10 protein-coding genes are annotated in these 13388 nt (G+C 72.4%); 4 read left to right on the top strand and 6 right to left on the bottom strand.

What is annotated here, in order from left to right:
• Positions 1 to 55: 55 nt before the first annotated feature.
• The 3 genes from NQO67_RS25810 to NQO67_RS25800 are packed head-to-tail and all read right to left on the bottom strand — an operon-like array spanning position 56 to position 4304.
• The gene (locus NQO67_RS25810) at positions 56 to 1582 is read right to left on the bottom strand and encodes a cytochrome P450 (RefSeq protein ID WP_255952641.1); all 1527 of its coding nucleotides are present in this window, start codon (positions 1580 to 1582) and stop codon (positions 56 to 58) included.
• The gene (locus NQO67_RS25805; protein ID WP_255952640.1) at positions 1576 to 2715 is read right to left on the bottom strand and encodes an alpha-hydroxy acid oxidase; all 1140 of its coding nucleotides are present in this window, start codon (positions 2713 to 2715) and stop codon (positions 1576 to 1578) included. The genes NQO67_RS25810 and NQO67_RS25805 overlap by 7 nt, the downstream gene beginning before the upstream one ends.
• Complete coding sequence (locus tag NQO67_RS25800) at positions 2712 to 4304, bottom strand: NAD(P)-binding domain-containing protein (protein WP_255952639.1); 1593 nt, start codon at positions 4302 to 4304, stop codon at positions 2712 to 2714. The genes NQO67_RS25805 and NQO67_RS25800 overlap by 4 nt, the downstream gene beginning before the upstream one ends.
• Positions 4305 to 4663: 359 nt before the next feature.
• On the opposite strand from NQO67_RS25800, the gene NQO67_RS25795 reads away from it, so the two are divergent.
• Positions 4664 to 6235, top strand: coding sequence for a class I adenylate-forming enzyme family protein (locus NQO67_RS25795; RefSeq protein ID WP_255952638.1), 1572 nt, complete (start codon positions 4664 to 4666; stop codon positions 6233 to 6235).
• Between the two features lie 279 nt (positions 6236 to 6514).
• Here the strand turns inward: NQO67_RS25795 and NQO67_RS25790 are convergent, their stop codons facing one another.
• Entirely contained in the window at positions 6515 to 7168 is a 654-nt protein-coding gene (locus NQO67_RS25790; protein ID WP_255952637.1) for a TIGR03086 family metal-binding protein, read from the bottom strand.
• Between the two features lie 278 nt (positions 7169 to 7446).
• Between NQO67_RS25790 and NQO67_RS25785 the strand changes: the two genes are divergently transcribed.
• Positions 7447 to 8643: an MFS transporter gene (locus NQO67_RS25785; RefSeq protein WP_255952636.1), complete on the top strand. Its 1197-nt coding sequence runs from the start codon at positions 7447 to 7449 to the stop codon at positions 8641 to 8643.
• A gap of 186 nt (positions 8644 to 8829) precedes the next feature.
• Here NQO67_RS25785 and NQO67_RS25780 read toward each other — a convergent pair whose 3' ends face one another.
• Both NQO67_RS25780 and NQO67_RS25775 read right to left on the bottom strand, forming a co-directional pair.
• A complete protein-coding gene (locus tag NQO67_RS25780) occupies positions 8830 to 10002 on the bottom strand; it encodes a hypothetical protein (RefSeq protein ID WP_255952635.1) in 1173 nt (390 codons plus the stop codon).
• Positions 10003 to 10134: 132 nt separating this feature from the next.
• Positions 10135 to 11064 carry a 5-dehydro-4-deoxyglucarate dehydratase gene (locus tag NQO67_RS25775; protein WP_255952634.1) on the bottom strand — a complete coding sequence of 310 codons (930 nt, stop codon included), beginning with the start codon at positions 11062 to 11064 and terminating at the stop codon, positions 10135 to 10137.
• Positions 11065 to 11336: 272 nt separating this feature from the next.
• Between NQO67_RS25775 and NQO67_RS25770 the strand changes: the two genes are divergently transcribed.
• The gene (locus NQO67_RS25770; protein WP_255952633.1) at positions 11337 to 12161 is read left to right on the top strand and encodes an NAD-dependent epimerase/dehydratase family protein; all 825 of its coding nucleotides are present in this window, start codon (positions 11337 to 11339) and stop codon (positions 12159 to 12161) included.
• A gap of 363 nt (positions 12162 to 12524) precedes the next feature.
• Positions 12525 to 13295 (top strand): DeoR/GlpR family DNA-binding transcription regulator, encoded by a 771-nt coding sequence (locus NQO67_RS25765; protein WP_255952632.1) that lies wholly within the window; start codon positions 12525 to 12527, stop codon positions 13293 to 13295.
• Positions 13296 to 13388: the final 93 nt, after the last annotated feature.

The raw sequence follows: 13388 nt of genomic DNA, 5'->3' as shown, positions 1-13388 counted from the left end.
GCTAACCGAGCCGGCCCCGGATGCGAAAGGGCATCAGACCACCAGGAGTGCGGTGTCAGGGGTCAAACGGACAGCGCGGCCGGCCGGTGCCGTCCTGCGGTCCTGCGCCGTCCTCGGGGGCCGGCGCGACACCGTCGTGGTCGGCCGGTGCGTCGGGCGGGGTGGCGGCCGTGCCGTCCGCGGCGGTGGCCGCGGTGCGCGGGTGCCGGGGCAGCGGCCGGCCCTCGGTGTCATGGGTGGCGAAGTAGGTCTCGGCCATCCGGCGGCGCCGGGCGGCCAGCACCATCCAGGTGCCGAGGACGAGTTGGGCTGGGGCGCGCCCCACGTCCTCGCAGCGGTCGCGCGCCCACAGGAACGCCCGTACGGCGCGGGCCGCCGGCGCCGGCAGCGGCCGCTCGCGCGGCACCAGCAGGCAGGGGGCACGGTGCGGCAGGGAACGGGTGTGGGCCACGGCGCTGTCCAGGGTGAAGCGGGTCAGCACCTCGCGGGTGACCGCGCGCATCACCAGCGGTGCCAGTCGCCAGGCCGGGCAGGGGCGGTTGGCGGCGACCCCGAAGGGGATGTGGTGGGCGGTCTTCGTGGAGAGCGTCTCCCACCGTTCGGGGACGAAGGCGTGCGGGTCGCGGTGGCCGGTGAGGTGGTAGTCGGGATAGCTGAAGCAGAGCACGGAGCCGGCCGGGATGGGGGCGCCGGTGCCCAGGTCGATCTCGTCGGTGGCGATGCGGTGGGCGATGCCGAACAGCGGATACAGCCGCAGCGTCTCGTTCATGACGTGATCGAGGTAGCGGTCGTCCGCCGGGTCGGCGGCCAGCCTGCCCTGGACGTCGTGGTGTTCGGCCAGTACCAGCAGCAGGTGGGCCATGGCCTCCGACATCTGCACGACGGCGGTGTTGAAGAAGGTGCCCTGGAGGTAGTACGCCTGCTCGCGCCGGGTGAGGCCGCGCGGCAGCCGGTGCGGGACGTCACCGGCGGCGAGCCGGCGCAGCAGATGGCGGGTCAGCGGCGCGCGCCGGTACATGCGCCGGGGACGGGTGCACTTCAGGGCGCTGACCACGTCGTCGGCGTTGTCGGTGATGAGGGTGCGGACGGCGGGCGGGCAGGGTTCCTGGAAGACCAGTTCGTAGAAGAACGACGCCCAGATGGGCATCATCAGGTCCCGCAGCCGCACCAGCCGGGGCCGGCGGGTGCCGAGTTCGTCCAGCGCGGCCGCGGCGCAGCGGGCCGCGGCGCGGGTGAGGTCGCGGCTGGTGCCGGCGAGCACGGCCTGGGTGCAGGCGGCCACCTCGGCGTAGCGCTCCCCCGCCTCCAGGTGTTCCTGGTGGACGTGCGGGCCCGGCGAGAGCCAGTACCAGAACAGGTCGGAGAGCACGGCGCCCTTGCTGCGGCCGTTCGCCGCCGGATGGCCGTAGAGCTGCTCGAAGCGGTCGGGGCCGAGGGCGGGGTTCGGGACGGTGAGGCTCTCCTCGCCGTTGACCCTGGCGAAGATCTTCATGCGCAGGGCGACGACGGAGCGGGGCAGCCACCAGGGCGTGGAGAGCACGGCCGCCGCCGCGGCGGTGACGAGGGCGGCACGCTTCACCATGACGCTCCCTCCTCCCCCACCCCTCGTACCGGCACTCCCCGGGGCACGACCATGTCGCGGGTGAGGTCGGCGGGGCTGCGGCCCCCGCACAGGGACAGGGTGTGGTCGAACTCGTCGGCCAGCAGCCGGAGCACCCGCCGCACCCCGGCCTCCCCGTCGGCGGCGAGTCCCCACAGCACGGGCCGCCCGATGCCGACGGCGGTGGCGCCGAGGGCGAGCGCGACGGCGATGTCGCTGCCGTGCCGTATGCCTCCGTCGAGCAGCACGGGGATGTTCCCCCGCTGCCCTGAACCGGCGTCGGTGGCGCCCCCGGCGACGGCGTCGGCGATCCGCGGCAGTGCCTCGACGGTGGCGGGCGCGGCGTCGAGTTGCCGCCCGCCGTGGTTGGAGACGATCAGGCCGTCGACGCCTTCGGCGACCGCGATCCGGGCGTCCTCGGGGTGCAGGACGCCCTTGAGCAGCACCGGCAGCGATGTCTGGGCGCGCAGCCGGCGCAGTTCGCGCCAGGAGAGCGCCGGGGACATCGCGATGGGGCGCAGGCCCCCCGGCTCGGTGCCGGGCAAATCGCGCATGTTCTCGGCGGCCAGTCCGTCGGGCAGCTCGTGGAAGCCGTGCCGGTCGTCGCGCTCGCGGCGGCCGAAGACGGGTGAGTCGACCGTGACGACCAGCGCCGAGCAGCCGGCCTTCTCCGCGCGCCGCACCAGGGCCTCGGTGACCTCGGGCTCCGGCTGGAGGTACAGCTGGAACCAGACGGCGGCGTCGGCCCGTTCGCCGCGGGCGGCGTCGACGACCTCGGCCACCGCGGTGGTGGCCGCCATGCCGGTGGTCAGGATCGTGCCGGTGGCCGCGGCGGCGCGCGCCACGGCCCGTTCGCCGTCCGGGTGGGCGAGCCGGTGGAAGGCGGTGGGCGAGACGATCAGTGGCGCGGCGGTGTGGTCGCCGCAGAGCGTGACCCCGGTGTCGCGGTGTTCGGCGCCGCGCAGTACCCGCGGGAGCAGGGCGAGCCTGCGAAAGGCCCGTTCGTTCTCGCCGAGCGCCGTCTCGTCGCCCGCCCCGCCCGCGTAGTAGTCGTAGTGCGCCGCCCGGAGCGACCGGCGGGCCCGCCGCCGGAGGTCACGCAGGGCGGAGGTCACGCCGGGCTCACCGTCGCGGTGGCCGGCTCGTCCAGCTCGCCGCTCAGGAAGGTACGCAGCGGGGCGCGGTGGACCTCCTCGCTGTCCCATTCGTTCTCCAGGTTCTCGGTGAGGTGGTGCTCGCCGATCACCTCCCCGGCGCGGAAGTGCCGCACGACGGGGTGGAGGTAGCGTCCGTCGACCCCGCCCTCCTGCTGGGCGGGCCGGGCCACCGTGACCTCGAACGGGTTGACCCGGTCGTGGTCGGGGCCGTACTCCAGGGTGATGCCGAAGTAGCTGTCGACGGCGCCGAAGGCACCGGCCCGGACCGCGCTGTGCAGGTAGTCGAGGGGGACTTCTTCCAGGTAGCGCGGCGTGCCGTCGGCGGTGAGCAGTACCGCGTCGCCGATGAAGCCGAACTGCTGCCACAGCGCGGAGCTGCGGTTGACCCGGGCGACGATGGCGTCGGCGACGGCCTCGGACTCCAGGGGCAGGGCACGCGCCGGCCAGGGCGTGTCGTGGTAGCGGGTCTCCAGAATGCGGTACAGGGCCTTGGCGCCGTACCGGAAGCCATGGATGAAACCGCTGGTCGACTTCTTGAAGTCACGCACCTGGGTGATGGTTCCCACGAAGTACACATCGGGTACGTTCGTGGATTCCCATGCCTCGGTCTGGTTCGGGAACCTGTCCTTGATGGTGAGTTCGGGTCGGCATTCCTCGGCGAAAATGGAGGCGTCGAACCTGAATCCGGTCGCGATGATGACCCGGTCGTACGGAATTTCCTTGACGATCTCGTTCACCCGGTCGAACGCAACGGACACCCGGTAGGTGCCGTCCGGCTGCTTGCGTATCGCCGTCACACGGCCGTCGAGCAGCGCGTTCTGCGATTTGAGCTGGTACGTGTCGAGGAAATTGTTGTTGACCGCTCGCAGATGTCCCACGAAATGTGTCTGCCAGGCCAGCCGGAGCGATCCCGGGCCCGCCACATGGATCACGGCCGCGGTTTCCACCAGATTGTCCGCCGTTTCGAAGGCGGAATTTCCGCGCCCCAGTATCAGGACCCGCTTGTTGGTGAAATCGGTCGGTTCCACGGAGACCTCGGCATACGACTCCGCGTCTGCGATGCCCTCGATGTCCGGCAGGTACGGCTTGGTGACCCCGGTGGCCATGACGAGGCGCCGAGCCCGGAGGACTCGGCCGTCATCGGCCTCCACGACGAAGTCGTCAGGCCTGGTGATCCGGGTGATCCGGGTGCGGTAGTCGATGTGCAGACCGTGCTGCTCGACGAAGTCGGCCAGGTATCTCACAAAGTCGTCAGCGGGTGGAAAGTACCGCGGTGTGACCTTGGTGAACAGTGGCTCGTACTCATCCGTGAGAAGCGAATTCCAGTCCATCCGGAGGTTCAGTTCCGGATCATCCCAACCGGTGTTCACCTTATTGTTGGAGATCATGGTGCGATGTCGCGGAAAGCGCGTGAAGAAGGTCCCCGGAGCGTCCCCTGCCTCGACGATCCGATAGCTTCTACCGGCCTTGTGCAGAAAATATCCGATCTGCACCCCAGCCGGTCCCGCGCCCACAATCAAGTAGTCCAGAGAATCGCTGCCGGTCACGCAGCTCCCCTTACCTTCAGGCCCCAGTGATCAGATTGGGCGACCACGGTACTTGATCTTTCAAGAACGTTCTAGACCCCCTTCATTGTGACCTATATCACACATCTATCACACACCCTTCGTGACATGTCCAGGACTACCATCGAGAGCCCATGAAAACGGTCGGCAATCTGCCCCACGTCTCGAAACGGCCGCTTTTCGTGGAATTCTTCTGCGGCCCGCCAGGTGCTGTCGTCGCCGGGCAGACGGAAGTTTGACGACAGGGCCCCCGGCGGCCGCGCCCATTCCCGTACGGCCCGGCACCCGCAGGACCGGCGACCGGGCGTCCCCCATCCGAAGCGGAACGAAGCGGACACCACGTGGACAACGACGGCCGTGCGCCCGGCGAACCCCGACCGGTCTTCCCCTCGGCGCTCATCGCGGCGCTGAGCGCCGCACCGGAGACAGCCGCCTTCGAGTGCGAGGGGCGGCAGGTGACACGCGCCGCCGTACTGGACCTGATAGCGGCGGGCGTGCACGGGCTGCGGGCCGCCGCTCTCGGACCCGGCCGGACCCTCGCCCTGCGCACCGGCGTCACCCCCGAGGGCTTCGCCCTCCAGATCGCGGCCCATCTGCTGGGGTGCCGGGTGATCGGCCTGCGCCCGGGCCTCACCCCGGGGCAGCTCGCCCACGTACTGGCCTCCGGGGTGGATGCGGTGCTCACCGATGCCGCGTCCGACGACGACAGCGACCTGGTCAAGGCGGCCGGCGACCTCCCGCTGCTCCGCACCCGCGTCGACCTCCTCTCCACCACCCCCGCGCCCGGCTCGTACCGGGCGGACCCTGCTGCCCTGGTGGCCCGCGGTCGGCCCGACGACATCGCCCTGATCACGCTCACCAGCGGCAGCACCGGCACCCCCAAGGGCGTCGAGCGCACCTACCGCTCGTACACCCAGGAGTGGGCCTGGCAGCCGGCCGGGTGGACGCCGCAGGTCAGGGCGCTCGCCGCCGACTACGGACGCTTTCTGCTCTTCGGTACGCTCACGAGCGGCGTGATGTTCAAACACCTGGGCTTCTGTTTGATGAGCGGCGGCACCGCCGTGATCCCCGCCGCACCGTTCCGCTTCCCCGACGTGCTCGAGAGCCACCGGCCGACCGCGCTGCTGCTGACGGTCCCCCGACTGCACCAGATACTCGACGAGTTGCGCGACCGGACGGTGGACACCAGCAGCCTGCGGGCCGTCCAGGTCGCCGGGTCCCCGCTCACCCCCCATCGGCTCCACGAGGCCGTGACCCGCCTCGGGCGAGCGGTCTACACCGGGTACGGGCAGACCGAAGCCGGCCTGCTGACCGTGCTGAGCAGCGACGACATAGCCGAGCGCGGCGCCGCGGTACTCGACTCGGTCGGCCGCGCCTGGGCGCATGTCCACATCAGCGTGCGGGACGACAAGGGTGCCGAGGTACCGACCGGGACCACCGGTGAGATCTGGGTGCGGACCCCGGCGACCCTGGCACGCTACTGGGAGGACAAGCAGGAGACCCGTGAGGTGCTGACGGCCGACGGCTGGGTACGCACCCGCGATCTCGGACACCTGGACGCGCAGGGCTTCCTGCGGCTGACCGGGCGCTCCCGCGAGGTGGTGATCGTGAACGCGGTCGTGTACTACACGGGCCCGGTGGAGCGGGTGCTCGCCGACCATCCCGATGTGGACACCGCACATGTCGTGGGCGCCCCGGACGAACGCACCGGCGAAGCCGCGCACGCGTTCGTCGTGGCGGCGCAGGGGCGCACCCCCGACCTCGGCGCCCTGCGCGCCCTGGTGGCCGACCGGCTCGGCGAGGCCGGCGTGCCCGCCACGATCACGCTGGTCCCCGAGGTGCCCGTGGCCCCCAGCGGCAAGCCGGACAAGCGGAGGCTGCTGGCGGAGTACGGGCCGGGGGCGGCCGGCTGAGCGGACTCGCGGAGGTTCGCTGCGGTACACCGGGTCCGTAGGGAGCGCGGAGAACCGCGCGAACGGCCCCGGGCCGTCCACCCGTTGCCGGCCGTCTCCCGTGGGCCGACCGCCGACTCCCGTTGGCCGACCGCGGACTCCCGTTGGGCCACGGCGGACTCCCGTTGGCCGGCCACCGTCCCCCGCCGTTGACCGGGCGTGCTCCCGTAGCCCGACAGGGCCGCGGCCCGCACGGGCCACCCTCCCCCATGGCCGCACGGCCGCACGGCACCCGCCCGGTCACGCCCGCGGCGGCGCCCAGTGCGGGTCGCGGCCGGCGAGGCCGATGACCCGGTCGAGCAGCGGGGCGTCGTCGGGCACGGGCACCACGGGGCCGAACAGCCCGGCGAACCCCGGGTCCTCGGCGGCGCGGGCGAGAAAGCCGTGCACCGCCTGGAGGACCGCGTCGTCGGGCAGGTACTCCTGGCCGGTGGCACGGGCCAGGTCCCAGCCGTGCACCACGAGTTCGTCGGCGACGACGAGACCGGTGACCAGGCCCGGCATCGCGACTCCACCCGCCCGTGTCTCACCCTGCCAGGCGCGGGGGTCGCACCAGGCGTCGGCCAGCTCGCCGAGCACCTTCGCCAGGGCGCTGCGCCACTCGGGCGCCAGCTCCATCGCCGCGACCTCGGGCGGGGTGTCCGTGGTGGGCCCGAAGTCCTTGCGCGCGGCGTCACGGAACGCGGTGGCCAGGCCGGTGAAGTGCGCGAGCAGGGTGTCCACCGGCATCTCGGGGCACGGGGTGCGCGCGGACAGCTGCTCATCGGTGACGCGCTCCGCGAGCCGGGCCACCAGCCGTGCCTGCGGCCGCAGGTCGACGGCGGGCGCCGGCTCCGCCGGCACCGCGCCGCTCGCATCGGTGGTCTCGGCTGCGGCAGTCCTGTCATCGGTCATGGTGGTGCTCCTCCTTGGATGTGCGGCGTGTCGGCACGACTGCGGACACCTCCGCACGGCTGGCGTACGACTGCGTACGACTGCGCACGGGTGCGTACGGCTGCGTACGGCTGCGTACGGGTGGGCGCAGGTAAGGCTGCGTACGAGTAAGGACCGCCGGCGTGCCGAGAACTCATCGGCGAGCGCACCAGATGATGCGCGCAGCCCCCGGGATACGGCACCCGCCCGATCCCTACAGGGGGTCCTTAGACCCACGATGACCAGGCATGACAGGCTCGATGAGAAGAGTTCTACGGGACCGCGACGCACGGTTGTACCTGGGCACCCTGCTGGTGTCCGGGTTCGGCACGTCGGCGCTGTTCCTGGCGAGCGGCATCTGGGTGAAGGAGCTGACCGGCTCCAACGGCCTCGCCGCCCTGTGCACGTTCGCCGTGTGGGCGCCCAGCCTCGCCGGACCGGTGCTGGGCACCCTCGCCGACCGCACCCGGCGAAGACCACTACTGGTGTGGACCAACCTCGGCATGGCCGGACTGCTGACGTCCCTCCTCGTGGTCGACTCCGCGTCCCGGCTGTGGCTCCTCTTCGCCGTTCTGGTGGTGTACGGGGCGGTCGCCGCGATCCAGGACGGGGCGGAGAACGCGCTGGTCACGACCATCGTCGGGGAGGAGCTGCTGGGCGACTTCAACGGCCTCCAGATGGCCCTCAGAGAGGGCATGAAGCTGGTGGCGCCGCTGGCCGGCGCCGGGCTGCTCGCGGCCTACGGCGGCCCGTGCGTGGCGCTGCTGGACGCGGTCACCTTCGCCAGCGCCGCCGGCCTGTGCCTGCTGCTGCGGGCGCGCGAGGAGCGGCCGGCGCCGCGCACCGCCGGCTGGTGGGCGCAGAGCGTCGAGGGCGCCCGGTACCTGTGGGGCCGGCCGGCGTTGCGCCGGCTGGTCACCGCGGGCGGCGCGATCATGATGCTGGCCTCGATCAGCAGCTCCATGCTCTACGCGGTGCTCGACGCCCTGGGCCGCCCGCCCACGTTCGCCGGAGTGCTGGGCCCGGTGCAGGGCGCCGGCTCCGTGGTGATGGGCGTGGCCTCGGGCGCCCTGCTGCGCCGGCTGGGCGAGCGGCGCTTCGCTGCGTACGGCATCGCGCTGACCGCGGTGAGCATGGCGGCGACCGCGGTGCCGTCCGACGCCGTGGTGCTGGCCAGCAGCCTTGCGCGCGGGCTCGGACTGCCGTGCCCGCTGATCGCGGCCTTCACCGCGGTGCAACGCAGCACGCCGGACGCGCTGCTGGGCCGCACCGCTGCCACCGCGAACACCTTGATGTTCGCCCCGAACGCGGTGGGCCTCGCGGCGGGTGCCGCTCTGGTGGAGCTCGTCGACATCCGTCTCACGCTCCCGGTGCTGGGCGTGTCGGGGCTGCTCGTGGCGGCGGCCCTGCTGCGGCCGGCGCGCACCGTGACACCGGAGGAGGCGCCGGTGACGTGATCCACGCCGGCGTCACCACCGACTCGTCCGGCTTGAGGCAATCAAGCCCGTCCGGCGCTTGAGCCCGGGCCAGCAATCAAGCCCTCTGGGGGTACCTCCCAGGCCCTTGAGGCACTGGGGGAGATTGAGGACGAGGCCGTCAGGGCCGACAAGGGGGGCCCGGGGGCGCAGCCCCCGGAATCGGGCTCAACGGCAGCCCACCCGCCGCAACTGCTCACCCACCGTCACCAGATCGGCGTCGGACGCCAACCCGGCGTGGTACAGCCGAAGCTCGGTGGCCCCGAGCTCCGCGGCGCAAGCCGCATCCGTGGCCAGCGTCGCGGGGCTGCCGCCCATGCCGGAGACCACGGTGAAGTTCGCGGCGAGCACACCACGCTCGCCGCGGTGTGCCGCGAAGGGCGCGAGCAGGCCGGCGCCACCGGTGCACGGCACCACCACACCGTTGGCCACGGCCAGGATCCCCGCGGGATCGACCCCGGCGTTGGCGCCGCAGTGGTACGTCACGGGATCCGCGTGCAGCACGACCTGGAAACCGTCCGGCGCCGCGGCCCGCACCGCTGAGACGGCGGCCCGCTGGAGCGAGGCGGCGGTGCCGTCCCGCCACGCCCGCGTCGCCGCGGCCCGCTCCTCGCCGAGTAGCTTCGCCACGCTCTCCCAGCCGCTGTCGGTCGCCGCGCCACACCACAAGGGCGCGAGGGCGTCGCGCACGGCGGCCGCGAGGGCGTCGGGGTCCTGGCCGTGCTCGGCGTACCCGGCGCGGCAGGACGGGCAGAAGCAGAGCGACATCAGGTACTGGCCGGCGTCACCGAGCGGCACGCCGGCGATCTTGTCGTGCGCGTGTAGATGGGCCAGCCCGTACCAGCCGAGCGATTCCAGTTCGCAGCCGGCCGCGCCCGGGCGCACCGCCGCCTCCACGGCCAGGTCGAGCAGATAGCGGCGGGTGTCCGGCTGGGCGATGCAGGGGGCCCAGGGGTAGCGGTCGCCGTAGGCGTTGACGACGGAGGTCTGCGGGTGCTCGGCGCCCAGCCGGGAGTTGTGCGCGAGCACCACCCAGGTGTGCACCTCGAGCCCGGCGGCGGCGAGCGCGGCGGCCGCCTCACCGTAGGCGTCGCCGGGCGCCCAGTCCCCGGCCGGGTGCGGGCGCAGGCGGCGGTCCCGCCAGGGTGCGCCGGGCGGATACAGCACCGCCGCGTACTCGGCGGTGACGATGCGGTGCCGGGGGTGGCGCGGGGTGAGGGCGCGGGTGGAGTGGTAGGCGGCGGCAAGCGTCACCTGCGGCACGCCGAGGGCGGCCAGCCGCCCGGCGGCGTCCGGATCGCCGACGACGTCCCAGGGGTAGACGAACGCGGAGGTCTTCACCACGGCTCCGTAACGGGAGTAGGGGACGCGGGTGCTGCGGCCCGCGCGAGGGGGGGCGCGGCGGCGGCACGCGGCCAGGGGACGGGAGGGAGGGACGAGGGGTGAGGGAGGGAGGCGGGGCTGGGCCGCCGGTCAGCCGTCGGACAGCAGCGCGTAGCCCCTTTCGATCAGTGCGCCGAGCTCCTCGATGTGCTCGGGGGCCGGCTCGTGCAGCGGCGGCCGGACCTCGCCGACGTCCAGACCGCGCAGCCGCACACCCGCCTTGACCAGCGAGACCGCGTATCCACGGCCCTTCGCGCGGAGTTCGACCAGCGGCCGGTAGAAGCCGTCGAGCAGCCGGTTGACGGTGGTGTCGTCGCCGGAGACGAGCGCCTTGTGGAAGGCGAGGGCGATCTCCGGCGCGAAGCAGAAGACGGCGGACGAGTAGAGGGTCACGCCGATGCCGCGGTAGGCCAGGCTGGTCTGCTCGGCGGTGGGCAGTCCGTTGAAGTAGAGGAACTCGCCCGGCACCTCGGTGCGCACGGCGCTGACGATGCGCTGGAAGAGGTCGAGGTCGCCCAGGCCGTCCTTGAGGCCGATGATGCCGTCGGTGCGGGCGAGTTCGACCACCGTCTCGGGGGTGAAGACGGCGTTGTCGCGCTGGTAGACGATCACGTCGAGCGAGGTGGCTGCGGCCAGTTCGCGGTAGTGCCGCAGCAGGCCCTGCTGGCCGGCGACGACCAGGTACGGCGGCATGGCGAGCAGCCCGTCGGCGCCGGCCTCCTCGGCGAGCTTCGCGTACCGCACGGCCAGCGCGGTGCCGTAGCCGGCACCGGCGATCACCGGCACCCGGCCGTCGGCCTCCGCCACCGCGGCGGCGACGGCGTCCCGGTACTCCTCAGGGGTGAGCGCGTGGAACTCCCCGGTGCCGCAGCATGCGAAGACGGCGGCCGCGCCGGCCTCGATGCCGCGCCGCACATGGGCTCGGTAGCCGGCGAGGTTGACCGAACCATCGGGCCCGTAGGCGGTGACGGGGAAGAACAGCAGTCCGTCGAGGCGGCCGGCGAGGGGGACTGACGTCACGGGCTCTCCCTGAGCTAGCGAACGGGTCGTACACGCTCCTGACGCGCAAGCTGTGCACGTTTCTGATTCTCGTCCATATTTCTGAACACCTCACGCTAAGGCCCGCGCCCAGCGAAGGTCAAGCGCGGAATCTGCCCGGCGGAGGGAGAAGTGCGCAGGCCGGGGGCTACTTGACGGAGCCCGCGAGCGATCTCTAAGTTGTCCACGCTTGTGAATTCCGTGCATGAACGTGTATGAGACCGCCCAATCGGCCCGGCCCCGAGGAGAGTCGTATGCCCGCTCCCCGCACCGTCCTGCTCACCGGCGCCGCCGGCGGCGTCGGCACCCAGATGCGCAGCCTGCTGCCCGGCTACGGCTACGAGCTGCGCCTCTTCGACGTGGCGCCACTCGAGGACGAGCCCGCGGCGATCACCGCCGACCTCGCCGACCGTGCGGCGCTGCGCCGGGCCGTCGACGGCGTCGACGCGATCATCCATCTCGCGGGCATCTCCCTGGAGTCGACGTTCGAGAAGATCCTCAAGGCGAACATCGAGGGCACCTACCACCTCTACGAGGCCGCCCGCGAGGCGGGGGTGCGCCGCGTCGTCTTCGCCTCGTCCAATCATGCCGTGGGCTACCACCCCTTCCCACCGGGCGACTACCCGCTGCCCGCCGACCGGCTGCTCCCGGTGGACGTCCCGCACCGCCCTGACACCTATTACGGCCTGTCCAAGAGCTTCGGCGAGGACCTGGCACAGATGTACTGGGACAAGCACGGCATCGAAACCGTCTCGGTGCGCATCGGCTCCTGCTTCCCCGAGCCCACCAGCGTGCGCATGCTGTCGATCTGGATGAGCCCGGCCGACGGCGCCCGGCTCTTCCACGCCGCGCTCACGGCCGAGGACGTCGGCCACACGGTGATCTACGGCTCGTCGGCCAACACCCGCGTGTGGTGGGACCTCAGCTCGGCGCGCGCGCTGGGCTACGAGCCCCAGGACGACTCCGAGCGGTTCGCCGCCGACCTGCTCGCCGAGCGCGGCGAGCTGGACCCCACGAATCCGGATGAGATGTACCTGGGCGGCCAGTTCGTCACCAAGCCGCCCATCTGGCCGCACTGACGCGCGCCGGCAACGCCGCCGGCCGAGTCACGCCACCTCCCGCAACCGCACCACACCCGCACCGCTGCCGCTGCCACCGGTGGTGCGGGCGCACCCGGGCAGGAAACGGGCGCTCGCACCCCCGAGAACGGGCATCGCGCTGCCCGTTTCCCCCTCACCCCGGCAGGTCGTCCGACCCCCCGTCTCACGTGAACGGGCGAAGGCGGGCACAGACCACCGGGCAACAGACCTGGTCACTGCCGTCCTCCCGCAGTAGAAATGCCTCCGGAGCCCGAACGGGCAGCGACGCGGACCGCTGCCCCGGGATGACCGACACGGTCCGGCCTGGTCCGGATCGGTCCGGACGACGGCGTGAGGGAAGAGGTGGCAGCAGTGAGCGCGGAGGAACGACAGCGGCAGATCGTCCGTGCCGCCCGGCGCGCCGGCTCCGTCGATGTCAACGCGCTCGCCGCCGAGCTGGGCGTCGCCAAGGAGACCGTACGCCGCGACCTGCGCGCCCTGGAGGACCACGGCCTGATCCGTCGTACGCACGGCGGGGCGTACCCCGTGGAGAGCGCCGGGTTCGAGACGACGCTCGCCTTTCGCACCACCATGCACGTCCCCGAGAAGCGCCGCGTCGCCGCGGCCGCCGCGGAGCTGCTCGGTGACGCCGAGACCGTCTTCGTCGACGAGGGCTTCACCCCGCAGCTGATCGCACAGGCGCTGCCCCGGGACCGGCCGCTGACCGTGGTCACCGCCTCGCTGGCCACCGCCGGCGCGCTCGCCGAGGTCCCCGACACCACCGTGCTGCTGCTCGGCGGCCGGGTGCGCCCCGGCACGCTCGCCACCGTCGACCACTGGACGACGAAGATGCTCGCCGGCTTCGTCATCGACCTGGCCTACATCGGTGCCAACGGCATCTCCCGCGAGCACGGCCTGACCACGCCCGATCCCGCGGTGAGCGAGGTGAAGGCGCAGGCGATGCGGGCCGCGCGGCGCACCGTGTTCGCCGGGGTGCACACCAAGTTCGGCGCGGTCAGCTTCTGCCGGTTCGCGCAGGTCAGCGATCTTGAGGCGATCGTCACCAGCCAGTTGCTGCCCGCTCCCGAAGCCCATCGCTACTCGCTCCAAGGACCCCAGGTCATCAGAGCCTGAGGGCCCCGCCCGCCGGCGGACGCCCCCCATCCCCCACTCCCGCGCCCCACCGGCGCCCCCTTTTTCCCTCACATGCCAACCGAAGCGCCCAGG

The organism is Streptomyces odontomachi, from assembly GCF_024435355.1.
Lineage (GTDB): Bacteria > Actinomycetota > Actinomycetes > Streptomycetales > Streptomycetaceae > Streptomyces > Streptomyces odontomachi.
Note: the sequence above shows the minus strand (reverse complement) of the source record. Positions and strands in the feature narration are given on the sequence as shown.

Bases quoted from the DNA above. Each gene is read 5' to 3' on its own strand.
- NQO67_RS25810 (WP_255952641.1), bottom strand. From the start codon at position 1,582: ATGGTGAAGCGTGCCGCCCTCGTCACCGCCGCGGCGGCGGCCGTGCTC.
- NQO67_RS25785 (WP_255952636.1), top strand. From the start codon at position 7,447: ATGAGAAGAGTTCTACGGGACCGCGACGCACGGTTGTACCTGGGCACC.
- NQO67_RS25770 (WP_255952633.1), top strand. From the start codon at position 11,337: ATGCCCGCTCCCCGCACCGTCCTGCTCACCGGCGCCGCCGGCGGCGTC.
- NQO67_RS25790 (WP_255952637.1), bottom strand. From the start codon at position 7,168: ATGACCGATGACAGGACTGCCGCAGCCGAGACCACCGATGCGAGCGGC.